Here is a 17771-nt window from a genome sequence, read left to right on the forward strand (position 1 = left end):
CTTCATTCGTCCATCTCCTTTGATCGACGGACTCTACCAAAATCTGGAGGAGGTTCAGGGGCTCAGGTCACATACTCACCACGAAATACCCCAGGTCTCGCGCTTCGAGCAGCGCGGTTTCGCCGCCGGTTGCCCTGCGAATGTCTTCTACTTGCAGGAGTGGGCGGGACTGTTCGGATAGGTTGTCGCCCGAGCCGTTCACCTGATTGTTGTTCACATTAAAGCCGCGCACCATGACACTCGTGCGGCCTGATCGGTGTTCGATTTCTCGGAGCGTGTCGGTGTCTGGCAAGCCGCGATAAAGGGTGTAAGCGACGGCCTTGCGCCAGATGCGCGCCGTTTCCTTCCCGTATTTGGATTCAATCTGCGCGGCAGCGTTTTGAAAGACGCCAAGGAAATTGATGCCGCCTTCGCGGTAAAGCGTCAGAATTTCATGGAAGTTGGACACATAAAGCTGTCCCCACTCTTCGCCAACGACCAACGCGCGCAGCGAACCATGCGCATCGGCAAAACGTTCGATAACGGCGGCAGTCATCGCGCCAACAAAAGTGCGGCTTGTTTCGCTTCGTGCAGAACCGAGAATAAAGAGTGCCGAGCGTTCGCGTTTCATATCGGCAGGATCGAATGAATTTTTCTCTGTCGCCTGACGTTGAGCAGAGCCGGGTTGAAAACCTTGAAGCCGTTCGATGATGAGAGAAGAATAGGCGTTCCACTGATCGCGCGATTGCGTGAGGCTGGCGAGCTGTCGGCACATACCAGCGTCGTCTTGCATCCGATTGTCCGACGCCCAAACGAGAAGATCGTCGGCAATCTCATCCGCGCCGCGACCATAAAAATCCCAAAGACCACCTGGCGAGCATGACCAGCGCTCGGATGGATAGAGCGCAGTGATTTTGTTGTAGGTGGCAAAAGCAGATCGAACGCCTTGTCCAATCCACCGATGCGCAGGGTTGGGATCAATCGGTACGAGATAGCTCGCTGCATCATACGCCGCTTCACCGACAATCGCTCTTAGCTTTGGTTGCTGAGCGATTTCGAGAAGCCGCGTGTTGATGTTGAAGGTTTGTCCCGGGTAGCCGTAAAGCTGACCGGGGTTGATGAAGAGGACGCGGTAGCCTTGCCGTTCCAATGTCTTCCATGACACCCAGGCAAGCTCTGCATCTTTTGGATCAGTGACAATCTTTGAAAGATGTTCAGTGCGCGGCGACACCAGATTGACGCCGAGGAAGCGCGTCAGTTTTCCTTTGCCTGCTTGGGCGTCAATCGCAACCGGCTCTGTGCCGTCATAGATAATGGGCGTTCCATTCATAAACCCGATTTCAATGCCGTGTTTGATGGTGCGGGAGACCGGCACAAGATCGTTCATAGCAAGCCATCCTTTTTCAGTGCGTCGGTATCGTTCAACCTTGAATGACCGAGCGAGCCACTTGGATTGGCTTTGAGCATCGCTTCCATTTGCTCGGCAGCGCGCGCATCCGCCTTCGCTCTGGCGATGCGCGCCTCGGCGGCATCCTTCCAGGCGAGGCGTTGCTGGTGATGGGATTCAAGGCTCCAAAGAAACTGGTGCGTTTCTGTGAGAAAGCGGAGGAGCATCATTGGTGTTCCTCCTCATCGTTCCAGCTTGCATAGTGGAAAGGCTGGCGCGGCTGCGGAGGTTGCGGCGGCAATTGCTGAACGATCTGCCGGGGTTCAGGCACGACCGGTTGCACATCGTCGTCTTCCTCATCGCCAAAGTAGAACGAGAAGAGCGATCCAAACGCATAACCGCCAACAGCAGCGATCAGATAAAAGTGTGGAACGAAATCCTCGCCCATGATGAGCTGAACCGCGAGGACGCCGAACGGGCATCCGACAGAAGACATCACGCCGCTAAGAAGTATGAGCCGTGCTTTGAAAGGCGTGAAGAGGATCGAACCGACGCGCTTGGGCTTTTCCCACGCGAACAACGCAACCATTGAAATGAAAACGCACGCCACGACAGCGGCAGCGATGAACACAAAGGCGAGAACTGCAATCCCAATAAGTAGGATCGATAATTGCGCCGAGAGGGCGGCGTTTTGGTCATTGTTGTAAGACATTTGTCTTCTCCTGAAATGGCCTAAAGACCGAGCTTGAGGCCGGTTGACGTTTCCCGGCCTCGCGCCGGGGACGAAATGGATTTGGAAAAACGCAGGAAGCGGCCAACGTCTTTGCGAAGCTCGCGCAGTTGGTCGGCTTGCTCGTTGCGCAAGTCTTTGATGCGCTCTTGCAGCCTTGATCGCTGTTCAAGCTGCGTTTGGATGAGCGATTGACGTTGTTCCGCGTGACGATCTCTCGTGGCGGCGGCTTCACTCTCGTTGAAGGCGCGCACTTCCTGAAAGCGCCCGGTGAGCCGGTGCCACAGGCCGCGCAGACCGCGTGGCAGTCTTGCCGTGCGAATGAGATTTTCCCGATCCCATTCGGTGCGTTGATTTTGTTTGAGCGCAGCGCGCTCCAGCCGGTGGCGTTGAGTGAGCGCGGTTTTTTCATCGTTCAGTTCTTTCGCGCGCGTCGAAAACGCGGTGCGAGATTCTTGAACATGCCGACGAATGGCAGGCGTCATGCGCTCGCCGATGACTTTGCGCGTTTCTTCGACACCTGGAAGATCGTCGGGCTTACCAAGCCGCGCGGTGACCTCTTTGGTCTTGCAGTTCAGAAGCCGTGATAGAGCATAGACCTCGCCGTTATGGTCGAGCGCGACGAATCCGCGTCGATCACCCTTTGCGAGGAACAGGCCGTTCTCTTGCAATGCGCTGGCAAAGGCGCGCGCACCGTCCGATAGTTTCCAAGCCTCTTGTGCGACTTGCTTCAACCAGCGCGGATCAATCCCCTGGCGTTTGGCTTGCTGCCATTCCGCTAAATTGAAGTTTGTCGGATTGCGTTCGGAAGCGCTCTTTAATCCTTCCGGCAGCTTCCAACCGTTTTCGAGATAGAGATCGCGCGATACCGATTGCAGCTTGGTTTTGAAAAACGAGAGCTGCTTTGCCGTCATGGTCTGCGCGTCGATACGCGACCACACGCAATGCGCATGGCGACGACCTTCTTTCTCATGGAAGACAATCGCGCGTGGCTGGCCTTGGAGTCCGAGCCGGTCTTCGATGCGATTGATGGTCTCCTCGAAGAGCTCCACCGGCACCTGTTCTTGTTGCGGCGGATTAAGGCTCAGCGAGAAAAGATACTGACGGCAGTTCGTGCCGCGTGAGATCGCTTCACTTTCCTTGAAGGCGTCTTTGAGATTGTTGGACGCGAACCCGCGCAACTCGTGCAGCGCAATATGCTCGTTATCATTGAGCTTCATAAGATGGGCGGCCAGGTCTTGACCGCCGCCGCGTTGGGAGGCTTTCAAAATCATTGATCCGCCTCCTGCAATCCGAGCGCCTGGACAAGAAGGCGGCGCACGCCACGCACGTCCTGAACGGCTCTCAGAAGTACGCTTTCGGTTTCCGGCGTGAGCGGCAGAACGCCGATAGATGCGGCGTGAGCAATTTCGCTCAGAGATTTGGCGAGGTCGCCATTGCCGAGAAGAGCAAGGGCTTGCGCCAATGCTTGACGGTCTTTGATAGACAGCCCCGACCGGCGCAGCCGAAGCGGTGCGCCGAGTGCCTTGGCCTTGATATATGCACTGAGAGGCGCGCCTTTCGCTTCATCCAGCAGCTTTGCGAGTTCAGCATCATTCAAACGAATGCTGAACGGCGCAGGCCGCTTGCGCTTTGGTTTATGAGGTTTAGGTGTGGCCGATGCCGCAAATTCAGTGACTACGGACATGGCGGCACCGGAGGCTTTTGCCTCAGGTGCTTAAGTTGGGTGTCCCAATCGGCCAGGACTTCGAGCAATTCGTTCGAAGTGTCGCCATCAAGGCGCGCCATCATTTGAACCCTTCGCAGCGTTTTGCCGGGCATGTCGGCCGCGGCAGCATCCGGTCGATGCAATGCACTGGCGGGCTCGTGTCGGCTCGCGTGTTTTTTCGCCGCCCGGGATCCGCCTTCGGGACCGGCGGCGTGCGTCTGCGTCCCTGTCCGGCAGCCCGCGGGACATTCCCGCCCCGGAAAAGGCCTTGACACCTTCGTGCCCCGACGACCGGTGCGGGGTGGATGCGGCCGCCGGCGGCGATGCCGGCGCGCGGCGCCACAACCGACCGCTTGAATTTGGAAAAGGCCTGTCAAGGCAATATTAGAACAATAAATGGAAATAAAAATACAACTTGTGATAGCGTATACAAATCGAGATGCTTATAGTCGCTCCATCACCAAAGGAGCCGGCCATGGGCATACACCCTTTTGACAACGGATTTCATGTTACGCCGGAGCAGATCGACCAGTTCCGGCGGGATGGATTTGTCAAACTCGACGGTTTCCTCAATGCGGACGCGGTGGCGACGCTGCTCGACCGCGTCGACGTCGAGATGAGCCGGGCGCCGGACAATTTCAAAAGCGAGTTCAGCCGGCTCAAATATGATTTCGAAAGCGAGAAGACCGATGTCTACGAGCTCCTCGAACGCCCCTACTTCCAACAGGCACTCACATCACTGGTCGATCGCGATCTGTTCCTGACTTTCGAATTGTGTTTCGAACTGGAAAAGAACGTCAGCAAGGGTTTTCCCTGGCATGTCGGCGTGCAGAGCTTCGGCTATCAGGTCGCCGAGGAATTCGGGTGCACCATCTGGGCGCCGCTCCATCCGATCGACACGAAAAGCCAGCGCGGCGGCATGGCCTATGTGCCCGAACATGTCGTCTCCGGCCGGTTCATTTACGACCAGATCGAGCCGGCGATCATCTCGACCCTGGAAGCCAAGGAACGGGCCGGCATCAAGACGAGCATGGACGACTATTTCGCCATGCGGTCGGGCATCCTGAATTCACCGACCATGATGGATATTCTGGCCTTCCATCAGGTGGAGGACGATTTCGCGCCGGGCGACGTTCTGTTGTTCAACAAATATGTCGTCCATCGCAGCGTCATGCTCGGCGAAGGCGCGTTGCCGCGGCGCGCCGCCTTCGTCATGCGGTTCGTCGACATCGACTCCCATTACGACCTGCAGCGGGCCATGAACCTGGAATATCCGGCCGAGAAATACGGCTACAAGGCCTTCACCCGCTCGCATATCGAGATCGGCGCGCCCGACGGCGCCCGCCTTGCCGATTGCTCCTATTTCGCCGACCGCGACCGCCGGATGATCCGGCGCGCGCCCACCCCGCCAACCCAGTTGAGGGCCGCCCATGGAAACCCGTAACGTCGTCTTCATCGCCCTGTTTGCGGCCATCGTGGCGGCCCTGGCGGTCTTTCCGCCGATCACGCTTCCCCTGGTCGGCGTTCCGATCACCGCGCAGTCGCTCGGCGTGATGCTGGCCGGCGGCGTTCTCGGCGCCGTCCGCGGCGGGCTGGCGGTCGTCCTGTTTCTCGTTCTTGTTGCGATAGGCCTGCCGCTTCTGGCGGGCGGCCGGGGTGGCTTCGGCGTGTTTCTGGGGCCGAGCGGCGGTTTCCTTGTCGGCTGGATCGTCGCGGCCTATGCGATCGGATACATGACGGAACGGCTTTGGCATCGCCTCAACTACCTGGTTGCGGCGGGCATATGCTTCGCGGGCGGCGTGGTGCTGCTCTATGCGATCGGTGTTCCGTGGAGCGCGTTCGTTGCCGAAATCCCGATCGGAACGGCCCTTGCAGGCTCTCTGCCCTTCATCCCCGGGGATATCATCAAATGTCTGATCGCAGCCGGCGTCATGGTCATCGTCAAGCGCTCCTACCCGATCATCACGCCGAAATCGCCGGCCATGCCCCAGACGGGAATGTAACGCCCGCCCGTTCCGTCGTGATCGAGTTTGCCGACGTCTCGGTGGAAAAGAACGGCGTCCCCATTCTGAAAGACATCACCGTTCGTCTTTCGGAACGGCGCATCGGCGTCATCGGCCGGAACGGCTCGGGCAAGAGCACGTTTGCGCGGCTGTTCAACGGCATCGAAGCGCCCAGCGCGGGGACGGTGACGCTCAACGGCGTCACCGAACGCAAGGCGCTCAGGCGGCATGTGGGTTTCGTGTTCCAGAACCCGGACAACCAGATCGTCTACCCGATCGTGTCAGAGGATCTGGCATTCGGGCTCAAGAACCTCAAACTGCCGCGGGACGAAACGCAGGCCAGGATCGACGAGGTGCTGGCCCGGTTCGATCTCGCCCATCTGCGCGACCGCTTCACGCACCAGCTCAGCGGCGGCGAAAAGCAGATGGTCGCGCTGGCCGGCGTTCTGGTAATGCGGCCGACGATGATCGTTCTGGACGAGCCGACCACGCTGCTCGACCTGTGGAACAAGCGGAAATTCATGGCGGCCATCGACGCGTTGGACGAGCCCGTCGTCGTCGTGTCGCACGATCTCGATCTGCTCGGGCATTTCGACCGTGTCCTTCACATCGAAGACGGTTCGATCGCGGGCGACGGCAGGCCCGGACCCGTGCTGGCCCGCTATGTGGCAGGCTCGCAATGCTGACCGACCTTTACGTGTTCGGCGACAGCCCGCTCCACCGGACCCGGCCGGTCGTCAAGATCACAGCGCTCGTGGTGTTCTGCAGCACGCTCTTCATCGTCGAGGGCTGGGCCTCCGTGCTGGTGGCGGGCGCGCTGGTTGTGACGGGCTTCGCGGTCGCCGGGCTGAAGCCCCGACATGCCTTCGTGTCCGTTCGCCCCGCCTTGTGGATTCTGGCCGCGATCTTCGCCGTTCAGGCCTATTTGACCGATGTCGTCTTTGCCGGGTTCGTCGTTGCGCGCTTCGTCGTCCTCATTCTGGCGGCGGCTCTGGTCACCCTGACGACGCGGACCAGCGAGTTCGTCGACGGCATTTTGTCGGCACTGACCTACGCGCCGGCCTGGGTCCCCAAGGAACAGATCGCGCTGGCGATCTCGCTGTGCCTGCGGTTCATTCCGCTGGTGCGTGCGGTGCTCGAAGATGTGCGGCAGGCACAGAGCGCACGCGGGCTCGACCGAAACCTGACCGCCCTTCTGGTGCCGCTGGTGGTCCGCACGCTGAAGACCGCGGACGAAGTCTCCCAGGCCGTCTATTCCCGGTCGTTCGACTGAACGCAGACGCCAATCAGCGCACGAAGATCGCGCGGAAATCGTTGACGTTGGTGCCGGTCGGCCCGGGCACGAACAGATCGCCGATCCGGTCGAAGGCGGACCAGGCGTCGTTGTTTGTCAGAAAGGCTTGCGGATCGCCGCCGGCGGCGCGCAAGCGAGCGATGCTTCCCCCGTCGGCGAACGCACCGGCATTGTCCTCGGACCCGTCGATCCCGTCCGTATCGGCGGCCAAAGCGGTCACCCCGTCGACGCCGTCGATCGTCTGGGCCAGCCCCAAGAGGAACTCGGTGTTGCGGCCGCCCTTGCCCTTGCCGCGGACCGTCACCGTCGTCTCGCCGCCGGACAGGACCACAACCGGCCTGGCGAACGGCCGGTCGCGCAGCGCCACCTCGCGGGCGATCGCGCCGTGCATCCCCCCGATGTCGCGCGCCTCGCCCTCGATGGCGTCGGACAGGATCACGGCCTCAATCCCCGCGTCGCGCGCGGCCCGGGCCGCCGCCTCCAGCGACACGCCGGCCGAAGCGATGATGCGCACTTGGTTGCGCGCAAGGCGCGGATCGTCCGGTGTGACGCCCGATTCGGCGGCGCCGCTTATGTGCCCGACGATCGCCGGCGGCAGCTCAAGACCATGCGCATCGATCATCGCAAGCGCGTCGGCGCGCGAGACCGTGTCCGGCACGGTCGGGCCGGAGGCGACCTGCGCCGGATCGTCGCCGGGAATGTCCGAGACGATCAGGCTGACGACACGGGCCGGGTGCGCCGCAAGGGCCAGCCGCCCGCCCTTGATGCGCGAGAACTGCTTGCGCACCGCGTTCATCACCGTAATCGGCGCGCCCGAGGCCAGAAGCACCTCGTTGAGAGCGATCTCGTTTGCCAGCGTGAATCCTTCGGGCGGCGCCGGCAGAAGCGCGGAACCCCCGCCGGAGATCAGCGCCACGACCAGATCGTCCTCGCCAAGATCGGAAACGGTGTCGATCAGGCGCTGCGCGGCGGCAAGGCCCGCCTCGTCCGGCACGGGATGGCTGGCTTCGAGAACCTCGATGCGCTCGCAGGACACCGCATAGCCATAGCGTGTGACGACGACGCCGCCGAGAGCACCCGGCCAGTGCCGCTCGAACGCTCGGGCGAGCTGGGCGGCGCCCTTTCCGGCGCCGACCACAACCGTGCGCCCCTTGGGCGGGGCGGGCAGGTTGGCGGCAATGCAGATCTCCGGGTCGGCGGCGGCGATGGCCGCATCGAACAGGCCGGTGAGGAAAGCGCGCGGATCGTCGATCATCAAACCTCCATATCGACGACGGTGATGCCGTCAAGGCCATCGACGGTTAGCCCGGCCAGCCGTTCCCCAATGTCCCGGTGCCGGTCATCCGCCAGATAGGCATCGCGCGCCGCCGCATCGGTGAAGTCGACCCAGAATGCGTCGCGATTGCCGCGAATGAGGTCCGTTTCCACACTGACATTGGGGCCGGCGTGGAAACCGGTCATGCCCGGCAGATGATCCCCGAGCGCGGCCAGTTCGGCGTAGAGTGCGGCCTTGGTCGCGGCGCCCACATCGTCGCGAAAGCGCAGCATCACGAAGTGGCGGATCATGCGGTGTCCCTTTCCGGCACGGCCAAGGCTCACTGACATCATCCGCACATCGCCCGTCATGGCAAGGCACGGACATTGGTACGTGCCGTCCCCGGCCCTATATTGAGCCAGCCATGACCATCGATTTCGACAATTCCTATGCGCGCCTGCCCGAGAAGTTCTTCACCCGGCAGGCGGCCGCGCCGGTGCCCGAGCCGCAACTGGTGCGGCTGAACGTGCCGCTCGCCGCCGAACTGGGGCTCGATGCGGGCTGGCTGGCTTCGCCCGCCGGCGTCGCCATGCTGGCCGGCAACGCCTTTCCGGACAATGCAGCACCGCTCTCGATGGCCTATGCGGGCCACCAGTTCGGCAATTGGGTGCCGCAGCTTGGCGACGGGCGGGCGCTTCTGATCGGCGAAGTGGTCGATGTGAACGGCCGGCGCCGCGACATCCAGCTCAAAGGGTCGGGGCCGACCCCCTGGTCGCGGCGCGGCGACGGGCGCGCGGCGCTCGGGCCGGTTCTGCGCGAATATATCGTGTCCGAGGCGATGTCCGCGCTCGGCGTGCCGACGACGCGCGCGCTGGCGGCGGTGACGACGGGCGATTATGTGATCCGCGAAGACCGGCTGCCCGGCGGGGTTCTGACCCGCGTCGCCGCCAGCCACATCCGGGTCGGCACGTTCCAGTACTTCTATGCGCGGCAAGACCATGAGGCGGTAAGGGCGCTGGCCGATCATGTGATCGACCGGCACGATCCGGACGCGCGCAAGGCGGACAATCCTGTCGCCGCAATGCTCGAAGGCGCCATTGCGCGTCAGGCGCGGCTGATCGCCCGCTGGCTGTCGCTCGGCTTCATCCATGGCGTCATGAACACCGACAACATGACCCTGTCGGGCGAGACGATCGACTATGGCCCGTGCGCCTTTCTCGACGAATACGATCCGCAGAAAGTGTTCAGTTCGATCGACCAGTTCGGCCGCTATGCCTATGGCAACCAGCCATCCATCGGCCACTGGAATCTGGCCAATCTGGCGCAATCGCTGGTGCCGCTGCTCGACGAGAATGCCGACAGATCGGTCGAGATCGCGCGGGAACTGCTCGAAGGCTACGGCACGGCATTCGCCGACGCCTATGCAGCGGAAATGACCGCGAAGATCGGCCTTGCCGAACCGCGTGACGGCGACATGAGGCTGGTTCAGGACCTGTTGAATCTGATGGCCGAAGATGGCGCGGATTTCACCAACACGTTCCGCGTGCTGTCCGCGCTCGGCCGGGAAGCGGGCGATACCGACGACGGCTTTGTCGGACAGTTTGTCCAACGGGACGCTGCCCGCGGCTGGCTCCCAGCCTGGCGGACCCGGCTTTCCCAGGAAGCGCGGGACGACGCGGCGCGGATTGCCGCCATGAAGGCCACCAATCCGGCGATCATCCCCCGCAATCACCGGGTCGAGGCGGCGATCGCCGCCGGCTATGCGGGCGATTTGTCGGTCTTCAGCGCGCTCACCGAGACGCTGGCCGACCCGTTCGCCGACCGCATGGCGGACGATCCGCTGACCCTGCCGCCGGCGCCGGAGGAGGTGGTGCAACAGACCTTCTGCGGGACTTGAACGACCGGCGGAAACCGGCAAGAGTCCGATGCGGGAGGAATGGCCATGGATGCAGCGATCACCGGCTGGGCGCATACACGTTTCGGCCGTCTGGACGATGAGACAGCCGAAACGCTGATCGGTCGGGTGGCCGAAGAGGCGCTCGACCATGCGGGCCTCGATGCCACCGAGGTCGATGCGGTCTTTGTCGGAACCTTCAATGAGGGCTTTTCGCCGCAGGGGTTTCCCTCGACCCTCGCCTCTCTGCGGGTCGGTGCGCTGCGCCATGCGCCCGCCGTGCGCCTCGAAAATGCCTGCGCGACGGGCAGCGCGGCGATCCATGCGGCGCTCGACGCGCTCGCCGCAAGACGTATCCGCACCGCGCTCGTCATCGGCGTCGAGAAGATGACGGCGGTGCCGGGCGACGAGGTGGGCGACATTCTGCTGAAGGCCTCCTATGTGCCGGAGGAAGCGGACATTGAGGGCGGTTTCGCCGGCATGTTCGGCAGGATCGCCGATCTCTACTTCCAGGCCCATGGCGACCAGCGCGACGCGCTCGCACTGATCGCGGCAAAGAACCACGCCAACGGCGCGCAGAACCCGCTCGCCCATATCCAGAAGGATCTCGGCTTCGAGTTCTGCGCGACCGTCTCCGACAAGAACCCGATCGTGGCCGGCCCCTTGCGGCGCACCGACTGTTCGCTGGTGTCGGACGGCGCGGCGGCGCTCGTCATCACCAATCTGAACGAGGCGTGGCACGCGCCGCGCGCGGTGGGCTTCCGCGCGACCGCCCATGTCAGCGACTACATGCCGATCTCCCGGCGCGACGTGATCGCGTTCGACGGCGCCCGCAAAGCCTGGGCGCAGGCCATGGAGACGTCGAAACTGTCGCTCGACGATCTGAGTTTCGTCGAGACCCATGACTGCTTCACCATTGCCGAACTGATCGAATATGAAGCGATGGGCCTCGCCGAACCGGGCCAAGGGGCAAGGGTGATCGCCGAGGGCGAAACGACGATCGACGGCTGGCTGCCGGTGAACCCGTCGGGCGGGCTGAAGTCCAAGGGCCACCCCGTCGGGGCCACCGGCGTTTCGATGCATGTGATGGCGGCCAAACAACTGTGCGGCGAGCCCGCCGGCGCAACGGTGGCCGACGCCAAGACAGCGGGCATCTTCAACATGGGCGGGACGGCGGTCGCCAACTATGTGTCGATCGTCGAGCGGCTCAGGTAGCCGAGATGGGCTCCGGTTTTCCGCGCCGCTCCGACCGGGTGATGAATCTGGGGCATTTCCTGACCCAGGCCGCCGCACGGCGCGGCGATCATCCGGCGATGATCCGCGGCAACATCGTCCGCAGCTATGGCGAGATGAACGCCCGCGCCAATGCGATCGCCCATGCCCTCGCACGGATGGGCATTGGCAAGGGCGACCGGGTGCTGATGCATTCGGCGAACGAACTGGACTATCCCGAAGCCATGTATGCGGTCTGGAAGGCGGGCGGCGTCATCGTGCCGACCAATTTCCGGCTCGGGCCCGGGGAAATCGCGCGCATGGGCGTCGCCGCCGGCGCGAAGGCGTTTGTCGGCAATGCGCGCTTTGCCGATCACGTCACCGCCGTGCGCGACGCGGGATTTGCCGGCGACCGCGAGATCATCATCGGCGGCAATTATGACGATCTGGTCGCCGCCCACAAGGCAGACGGCCCTTTCCGGGAAGCCGAAGTCGATTACAGCGACCCGGCCTGGCTCTTCTTCACCTCGGGCACGACCGGCAATCCGAAGATGGCAGTCCTGACCCACGGCCAGCTTGCGTTCGTCTTCAACAATCATGCCGCCGACCTGATGCCGGGCCTGTCGCACGCGGACGCGTCGCTCGTCATCGCGCCGCTGTCGCATGGCGCCGGGCTGCATCTGTTCATCCAGATCACGCGCTGCGCCACGAACGTCCTGATGTCCGGCGACGGTTTCGACCCCGCCGAAGCTTGGGCGCTGATCGAAAAGCATCGCATCTCCAACATGTTCACCGTGCCGACCATCGTCAAACGGCTGGTCGAGCATGAGGCGGTGCACGAGCACGATCATACGAGCTTGCGGCATCTGATCTATGCCGGCGCGCCCATGTACCGCGCCGACCAGAAAAAGGCGCTGGATGTGCTCGGGCCGGTGCTGGTGCAATATTTCGGCATGGGCGAGGTGACCGGCGCCATCGCGTGGCTGCCGGCGGACGAGCATTCGCTCGACGACGGGGCGATGCGGGTCGGGTCGTGCGGCTTTGCGCGCATGGGGATGGAACTGGCGATCCTTGACGAAGCGGGCGAGCCGAAGCCCGCCGGCGAAACAGGCGTGATCGCGACGCGCGGCCCCGCGGTCTGCGCGGGCTATTACAACAATGACGCGGCGAACGACGAAGCCTTCGTCAATGGCTGGTTCGTCACCGGCGATGTCGGTCACTTGGACGAGGGCGGCTATCTCTACATCACCGGCCGGCAGTCCGACATGTACATCTCCGGCGGCTCGAACATCTATCCGCGCGAAGTCGAGGAAAAGCTGCTCGAGCACGACGGGATCGCCGAAGTGGCGATCGTCGGCGTGCCCGATGCCGAATGGGGCGAGGTGGGCGCCGCAGCCGTCGTCGTCGAAGCGGGCACCGCGCTCGATGTGGCAGCGCTGCGCGCCTGGATCGCCGAACACGTGCCGCGCTACAAACAGCCCAAACACATCGCCTTCTGGGACGAGTTGCCCAAGTCCGGCTATGGCAAGATCGAAAAGAAGACGGTGAAAGCGCGGCTGATCGAAACCGGCGCCGTGCCGGCGGTCGCGGCGGCGCAATGATCCGGGCGCCCGACATCGAACCCTTTTACATGGTCCATCCCGGCCCGGTTGCGGCGCGGCGCATCGAATGGGCCGGATCGCGCCTGGTCGAAGCGACCGGGCACATCGATGGCGCCGGGCGCAGCCTGCTCGACGTGATCGCTGCCTTCGCCGTCGCCCATGGTGTCGAAAGCGGCACCGGGCGAATATCCGATTGCGCCCTGACCGCCACCCGCTTCACCACCGGCGGGCCGGCGCGCGACGGCAAGGCGGCCAACTACACCTACATCCGCGATCTCGGCGCCGGGCATCTGCCCTGGGGCACGTTCAGCTACGGCCGCACGCCCGACGGCGCGCCGTTCGTTCATTGCCACGCCAGGGTCGAAGCGCAGGGAATCGCGCAGCCAGCGGGCGGGCATCTTTTTCCCGCCGACTGCATGGTCGAAGGCGAGCCGAAAATCGATCTGTGCGGATTGCCGGACATCGATCTGGTCCAGATGCCGGACGCCGAGACGCTGCATTCGGTTTTTGAGGTCGAAGAAGGATCACGGGACCGCAACACCGAGGCCCTGTTTGTGCGCGTTCGGCCCAACGAGGACGTCACCCATGCCGTGGAAGCCGCGTGCCGGGCAGCCGGTATCACCGACGCCGACATCGCGCCATCGCTCGGCAGCCTGAATGCCCCGGCGCTGACCGGCGCAGGCCGCGATCGCCGCGCGCTCGCCCATGTCGGCATGGAGGCCCTTGCCTTCACCGGAACGGTGCGCGGCGGCCGCGCCGCGCTCGATGTCATTGCGGTCGACGAGGCCGGCAACCCGCACGAGGGTCGGCTGGCGCGCGGCCTGGGCCCGGTTTGCGTGACGGCGGAAATCGCCCTCGTCCGGCGCTGAACACCGTCAGCCGGTGGCGATCTCGTACAGCTTGGCCGAGCGGGCGCCCGAGCGGCAATAGGCCAGGACCGGACCCGGCATTTCGGACAGCGCCGCCTTCATGTCGGTGACGTTCTCGGGCGTCAGTCCCACCTGGTTGGAGACCGGAATGTAGCGCGCTTCGAGCCCGGCGGCGGCGGCGGCGGCGCTGATCGCGTCAAACTGCGGTTCGGCGGGCGCTTCGCCGTCTGGGCGGTTGCAGATGACGGCCTTGAAGCCTGCCTCGGCGATCGCCGGCATCTGCTCGGGATCCAATTGCCCGGCAACGGCAAAATCGTCATTGATGGTCTTGTAGAGCGCATTTTCGTCTGGCGTCGGCATGGTCGGATGTCCCCGTTTGGCATGATGTGGCGGCCGGTCAAGCCGAGCCGCCATCGGTATATTTGCAACATCTAATATAACGGGGCACCGATTGCGAGAGCATCGGCGTTTTTTCCGGGCCAACGCCGCCGGCGGGCAAAAACGGGATTTCCCCGCCGGCCGTTTGTCGGTTTGTTTACCCTGCGACAGGCTTTCGGCCCCGCTTAAGCATTTGGTTCTTTCCTTGCGTCACCATCGCGACCCGACATGCACCTTGATGGGGTGAGGACGACGTGCGCACAAACGACCAGTTTTGCGACAAGGCCACGGAGCGGATGATCCGCCGCGTCCGGCTCGGCTATTGGACCGCGCTTCTGGTGATCGCCCTGATGGCGATGGGCACGTTTCTACTGGTCGACAGCGCCATTTCGACGCAACGCTCGGTCAACAAGCTCGTCCACATCGCCGGCGAACAGCAGATGCTGTCGCAGCGCATCGTGCTGCTGACCAACACGGCGACCGTCGAACGGGGCCGCTTCCGCCGCGCATCCTCGCTGAGCCATCTGCGCGATGCGGTGAACGATTTCGAGCGCAATTTCCGGACGCTGGAGATCAAGCTCGATCGCGACAAGGCGAGCGACGCGGTGCGTGCGATCATGACCGAGGCGCCGCACGATGTGAACTTTTTCAGCCGGGACCTGCTGGTCAAGGCGCGCGCCTTCCTCGCCGAGGCGGGCGCCAACCCCCAAAGCGACGTCCGCCCGCTGCCGCAATTGTCGGCAACGGCGGTGCTGGCGGGCTATGCGATGCTCAGCGATCACGTCGCCATGGAGGCGCAGCGCGGCATCGACAGGACATCCTCCCTGCACCGCATGGTCTTCATGATGATGATGCTGGTCCTCGCGCTGGAGGCGCTTTTGATCTTCCGGCCCCTCGTCGGCGACATCGTGCTGAAAACCGGCGATCTGATCCGCACCCGCAACGACATGGCCTTCATGGCGCAGCATGACCAGTTGACCGGCCTTTTGAACCGCAAGTCGATCGAGGATCACGTGCACCGGATGACCAGCGAAGGTGCCGCCGAGCGCCCGTTCGCGCTGATGCATGTCGACATGGACGACTTCAAATCGATCAACGACACCTACGGCCATGCGGTGGGCGATGCCTTCCTGATCGAGATCGCCAAGCGGATCAGCAAGGGGCTTCGCGAAAAGGATGCGGTGGCACGCTTTGGCGGCGACGAGTTCGTCGTCGTGCTGGACGGCGTCAGGACCCATCAGAACGCCCGCGCCGTCGCCGAGCATGTCGCAACGCTGATCGGCAAGCCGGTGCATTTCGGCGACATCACGATCGATCCGAAGGCCAGTATCGGCACCGCGCTGTGCCCGGAGGACGCGGACGGCTTCGACGAACTGATGTTCGCCGCCGATCTGGCCATGTATCACGCCAAGAGCGGCGGGCGCGGCCGGTTCAGTGCCTTCGACCCCCAGATGCGCGCCGACTATGAAAGCCGCCTGAAGGCCGGCTCCGCACCGGTCGGCGACGTGCCGCTCAAGCGCACGGCCTGATCGCCCTTCGCCGCAGCAGCCTGTTCATAAGGCGGACATGAGCGTGTGCGCCGGTTCTCCGGCGACCGCGCCTTGCCTATATTGCGGCGATGAGCATTCGCCGCCTCGATGAAACCATCGTCAACCGGATCGCCGCCGGCGAGGTCGTCGAACGACCCGCCTCGGTGATCAAGGAGCTGGTCGAAAACGCCATCGATGCCGGCGCGTCCCGGATCGAGATCGCGACCGCCGGCGGCGGCAAGACGCTGATGCGCGTCATCGATGACGGCCACGGCATGGCACCGGCGGAACTGGCGCTGGCGGTGTCGCGCCACTGCACGTCCAAGCTCGACGACGGGCTCGACGCGATCGCCACGCTCGGATTTCGGGGCGAGGCGCTGCCCTCGATCGGGTCGGTCGCGCGGATGCGCATCCGTGCGAGGCGGCACGGTTCCGACACCGGCGCGGAAATCGCCGTCGATGGCGGGCATGTCGATGGCCCGCGCCCCGCCCCGGCCAATCGCGGCACGCTTGTCGAGGTGCGCGACCTGTTCTTTGCAACACCGGCGCGGTTGAAGTTCCTCAAAGGCGAGCGCGCGGAGAACTCCGCCGTGTCCGATGTCGTCAAGCGCATCGCCATGGCGTTTCCGGCGATCCATTTCACGCTGAGTGGACCCGACCGGTCGATGCTGGACTATTCGGCCGCCGGGCAGCCCGAAGACGGTCTGCTCAGGCGGATCGGCCAGGTTCTCGGTCGCGATTTCATCGACAATGCCGTGCCGGTCGAAGCCGAAAAGGAGGGCATCCGGCTGCGCGGCCTGGTCGGGCTGCCTTCATTCCATCGGGCATCGGCAAACCAGCAGTTCGCCTATGTCAATGGCCGGCCGGTGCGCGACAAGCAGATATTGGGTGCGCTGCGCGGCGCCTATTCGGACATGCTCGAACGCGGCCGGCATGCGGCGGCGGTGCTGTTCATCGAAATCGATCCGGCCGATGTGGACGTCAACGTCCATCCGGCCAAGGCCGATGTGCGTTTCCGCGATCCGGGCCTGGTGCGGGCGCTGATCGTCGGCGGGGTGCGGCGCGCGCTGCACGAGGCCGGCATCCGCGCCTCGACGCGCGACGCCGACCGGCTGGCTGCGGCCTTTCTGGCACCGTCCGAACCGGTGCGGAACGGCTCGCCGTCAGCGGGTGGAACATCGGCGACGCATGGCTGGCAGGCACCGCTTTCGGCGATGGCCAACGAGACCGGATTTTCGGAAGCTACGCAAGCCCGGTTCGAGACCGCACCCGGCGCCCCGCCCGCTTCGGCCGACACCGCCGCCGGGACGGATATGGATCACCCGCTCGGTGCGGCGCGGGCGCAACTGCACGACACCTACATCCTGGCGCAGACCGGCGACAGCGTGGTCCTGGTCGACCAGCATGCGGCCCATGAGAGGCTGGTCTTCGAAGGGTTGAAGACGGCGATGCACAGCCGCCCCCTGCCCGCGCAGATGCTTCTGGTGCCCGAGATCGTCGATCTCGACCCGGAGCGGGCGGCCGAACTCTGCGCAATGGCCGAGACGCTTGCCCGCTTCGGCCTTGAGATCGAACCGTTCGGTCCCGGCGCGGTCGCGGTACGCGCAACGCCGGCCATGCTCGGCGAGACCGATGTCGCCGGCCTGATCGCCGACCTGTCGGACACACTGCACGCCGACGCGGCGAACGGCGGTGACGACGCGGCCGACCGCCTGCGCGACCGGCTGGAAGCGGTCGCCTCGACCATGGCCTGTCACGGATCGGTCCGCGCGGGCCGCCGCATGCGGCCGGCGGAGATGGACGCGCTGCTCCGGCAGATGGAACGGACGCCGGGCTCCGGCACATGCAACCACGGCCGGCCGACCTTCATCGAACTCAAACTGTCGGATATCGAGCGGCTGTTCGGACGGCGCTGAATACGGCACCGGCCGG

Annotated in this window: 18 protein-coding genes; 10 read left to right on the forward strand and 8 right to left on the reverse strand. The window is 64.0% G+C overall.

Annotated elements, in window-relative coordinates:
• Window positions 1-67 precede the first annotated feature (67 nt).
• The 5 genes from DEM25_RS03675 to DEM25_RS03695 are packed head-to-tail and all read right to left on the reverse strand — an operon-like array spanning window position 68 to window position 3783.
• Window positions 68-1366 carry a type IV secretory system conjugative DNA transfer family protein gene (locus DEM25_RS03675; protein WP_109769321.1) on the reverse strand — a complete coding sequence of 433 codons (1299 nt, stop codon included), beginning with the start codon at window positions 1364-1366 and terminating at the stop codon, window positions 68-70.
• Window positions 1363-1596 carry a hypothetical protein gene (locus tag DEM25_RS03680; protein WP_245412750.1) on the reverse strand — a complete coding sequence of 78 codons (234 nt, stop codon included), beginning with the start codon at window positions 1594-1596 and terminating at the stop codon, window positions 1363-1365. Before DEM25_RS03680 ends, DEM25_RS03675 begins: the two co-directional genes overlap by 4 nt.
• On the reverse strand, window positions 1593-2078 hold the full coding sequence (locus DEM25_RS03685) for a hypothetical protein (protein WP_109769322.1): 486 nt from the start codon (window positions 2076-2078) through the stop codon (window positions 1593-1595). Before DEM25_RS03685 ends, DEM25_RS03680 begins: the two co-directional genes overlap by 4 nt.
• Window positions 2079-2098: 20 nt before the next feature.
• Complete coding sequence (locus DEM25_RS03690) at window positions 2099-3370, reverse strand: relaxase/mobilization nuclease domain-containing protein (RefSeq protein WP_109769323.1); 1272 nt, start codon at window positions 3368-3370, stop codon at window positions 2099-2101.
• Entirely contained in the window at window positions 3367-3783 is a 417-nt protein-coding gene (locus tag DEM25_RS03695) for a hypothetical protein (RefSeq protein WP_109769324.1), read from the reverse strand. The genes DEM25_RS03690 and DEM25_RS03695 overlap by 4 nt, the downstream gene beginning before the upstream one ends.
• A gap of 496 nt (window positions 3784-4279) precedes the next feature.
• On the opposite strand from DEM25_RS03695, the gene DEM25_RS03700 reads away from it, so the two are divergent.
• From DEM25_RS03700 to DEM25_RS03715, 4 genes are read left to right on the forward strand one after another with little or no spacing between them, the layout of a single operon-like run.
• Window positions 4280-5248, forward strand: a complete 969-nt coding sequence (locus DEM25_RS03700) for a phytanoyl-CoA dioxygenase family protein (protein WP_109769326.1) — start codon at window positions 4280-4282, stop codon at window positions 5246-5248.
• The gene (locus tag DEM25_RS03705; RefSeq protein ID WP_109769327.1) at window positions 5235-5807 is read left to right on the forward strand and encodes a biotin transporter BioY; all 573 of its coding nucleotides are present in this window, start codon (window positions 5235-5237) and stop codon (window positions 5805-5807) included. The genes DEM25_RS03700 and DEM25_RS03705 overlap by 14 nt, the downstream gene beginning before the upstream one ends.
• Before the next feature lie 17 nt (window positions 5808-5824).
• A complete protein-coding gene (locus DEM25_RS03710; protein WP_245412751.1) occupies window positions 5825-6493 on the forward strand; it encodes an energy-coupling factor ABC transporter ATP-binding protein in 669 nt (222 codons plus the stop codon).
• The gene (locus DEM25_RS03715) at window positions 6487-7080 is read left to right on the forward strand and encodes an energy-coupling factor transporter transmembrane component T family protein (protein WP_109769328.1); all 594 of its coding nucleotides are present in this window, start codon (window positions 6487-6489) and stop codon (window positions 7078-7080) included. The genes DEM25_RS03710 and DEM25_RS03715 overlap by 7 nt, the downstream gene beginning before the upstream one ends.
• Window positions 7081-7093: 13 nt before the next feature.
• Here the strand turns inward: DEM25_RS03715 and DEM25_RS03720 are convergent, their stop codons facing one another.
• Window positions 7094-8356: a glycerate kinase type-2 family protein gene (locus DEM25_RS03720; protein ID WP_109769329.1), complete on the reverse strand. Its 1263-nt coding sequence runs from the start codon at window positions 8354-8356 to the stop codon at window positions 7094-7096.
• On the reverse strand, window positions 8356-8667 hold the full coding sequence (locus DEM25_RS03725) for a Dabb family protein (RefSeq protein WP_109769339.1): 312 nt from the start codon (window positions 8665-8667) through the stop codon (window positions 8356-8358). Before DEM25_RS03725 ends, DEM25_RS03720 begins: the two co-directional genes overlap by 1 nt.
• A gap of 113 nt (window positions 8668-8780) precedes the next feature.
• Here DEM25_RS03725 and DEM25_RS03730 point away from each other — a divergent pair, with 113 nt between their 5' ends.
• Genes DEM25_RS03730 through DEM25_RS03745 form a run of 4 tightly spaced genes read left to right on the forward strand, consistent with a single transcriptional unit; the run spans window position 8781 to window position 13932 of the window.
• Entirely contained in the window at window positions 8781-10253 is a 1473-nt protein-coding gene (locus DEM25_RS03730; protein WP_109769330.1) for a protein adenylyltransferase SelO, read from the forward strand.
• A 45-nt stretch (window positions 10254-10298) separates the two neighbouring features.
• Window positions 10299-11465: an acetyl-CoA acetyltransferase gene (locus DEM25_RS03735; RefSeq protein ID WP_109769340.1), complete on the forward strand. Its 1167-nt coding sequence runs from the start codon at window positions 10299-10301 to the stop codon at window positions 11463-11465.
• 5 nt (window positions 11466-11470) lie between these two features.
• Entirely contained in the window at window positions 11471-13063 is a 1593-nt protein-coding gene (locus DEM25_RS03740) for an AMP-binding protein (RefSeq protein ID WP_196780262.1), read from the forward strand.
• On the forward strand, window positions 13060-13932 hold the full coding sequence (locus DEM25_RS03745; RefSeq protein WP_109769331.1) for a PPC domain-containing DNA-binding protein: 873 nt from the start codon (window positions 13060-13062) through the stop codon (window positions 13930-13932). The genes DEM25_RS03740 and DEM25_RS03745 overlap by 4 nt, the downstream gene beginning before the upstream one ends.
• Window positions 13933-13938: 6 nt before the next feature.
• Here DEM25_RS03745 and DEM25_RS03750 read toward each other — a convergent pair whose 3' ends face one another.
• Window positions 13939-14292: a protein tyrosine phosphatase family protein gene (locus DEM25_RS03750; protein WP_109769342.1), complete on the reverse strand. Its 354-nt coding sequence runs from the start codon at window positions 14290-14292 to the stop codon at window positions 13939-13941.
• 272 nt (window positions 14293-14564) lie between these two features.
• On the opposite strand from DEM25_RS03750, the gene DEM25_RS03755 reads away from it, so the two are divergent.
• Together DEM25_RS03755 and mutL are read left to right on the forward strand one after the other, a co-directional pair.
• Entirely contained in the window at window positions 14565-15839 is a 1275-nt protein-coding gene (locus DEM25_RS03755) for a diguanylate cyclase domain-containing protein (RefSeq protein WP_109769332.1), read from the forward strand.
• Between the two features lie 89 nt (window positions 15840-15928).
• Window positions 15929-17755 (forward strand): DNA mismatch repair endonuclease MutL, encoded by a 1827-nt coding sequence (mutL, locus tag DEM25_RS03760; protein WP_109769333.1) that lies wholly within the window; start codon window positions 15929-15931, stop codon window positions 17753-17755.
• The last annotated feature ends 16 nt before the right edge of the window (window positions 17756-17771 follow it).

This window comes from Oceaniradius stylonematis (assembly GCF_003149475.2).
In the GTDB taxonomy this organism is placed as follows: Bacteria; Pseudomonadota; Alphaproteobacteria; order Rhizobiales; family Rhizobiaceae; genus Roseitalea; species Roseitalea stylonematis.

Coding starts and splice junctions, on each gene's coding strand:
- DEM25_RS03705 (WP_109769327.1), top strand. CDS start 5,235: ATGGAAACCCGTAACGTCGTCTTCATCGCCCTGTTTGCGGCCATCGTG.
- DEM25_RS03740 (WP_196780262.1), top strand. CDS start 11,471: ATGGGCTCCGGTTTTCCGCGCCGCTCCGACCGGGTGATGAATCTGGGG.
- DEM25_RS03730 (WP_109769330.1), top strand. CDS start 8,781: ATGACCATCGATTTCGACAATTCCTATGCGCGCCTGCCCGAGAAGTTC.
- DEM25_RS03700 (WP_109769326.1), top strand. CDS start 4,280: ATGGGCATACACCCTTTTGACAACGGATTTCATGTTACGCCGGAGCAG.
- DEM25_RS03735 (WP_109769340.1), top strand. CDS start 10,299: ATGGATGCAGCGATCACCGGCTGGGCGCATACACGTTTCGGCCGTCTG.
- DEM25_RS03685 (WP_109769322.1), bottom strand. CDS start 2,078: ATGTCTTACAACAATGACCAAAACGCCGCCCTCTCGGCGCAATTATCG.
- DEM25_RS03680 (WP_245412750.1), bottom strand. CDS start 1,596: ATGATGCTCCTCCGCTTTCTCACAGAAACGCACCAGTTTCTTTGGAGC.
- DEM25_RS03715 (WP_109769328.1), top strand. CDS start 6,487: ATGCTGACCGACCTTTACGTGTTCGGCGACAGCCCGCTCCACCGGACC.
- DEM25_RS03745 (WP_109769331.1), top strand. CDS start 13,060: ATGATCCGGGCGCCCGACATCGAACCCTTTTACATGGTCCATCCCGGC.
- mutL (WP_109769333.1), top strand. CDS start 15,929: ATGAGCATTCGCCGCCTCGATGAAACCATCGTCAACCGGATCGCCGCC.
- DEM25_RS03725 (WP_109769339.1), bottom strand. CDS start 8,667: ATGATCCGCCACTTCGTGATGCTGCGCTTTCGCGACGATGTGGGCGCC.
- DEM25_RS03720 (WP_109769329.1), bottom strand. CDS start 8,356: ATGATCGACGATCCGCGCGCTTTCCTCACCGGCCTGTTCGATGCGGCC.
- DEM25_RS03675 (WP_109769321.1), bottom strand. CDS start 1,366: ATGAACGATCTTGTGCCGGTCTCCCGCACCATCAAACACGGCATTGAA.
- DEM25_RS03690 (WP_109769323.1), bottom strand. CDS start 3,370: ATGATTTTGAAAGCCTCCCAACGCGGCGGCGGTCAAGACCTGGCCGCC.
- DEM25_RS03750 (WP_109769342.1), bottom strand. CDS start 14,292: ATGCCGACGCCAGACGAAAATGCGCTCTACAAGACCATCAATGACGAT.
- DEM25_RS03695 (WP_109769324.1), bottom strand. CDS start 3,783: ATGTCCGTAGTCACTGAATTTGCGGCATCGGCCACACCTAAACCTCAT.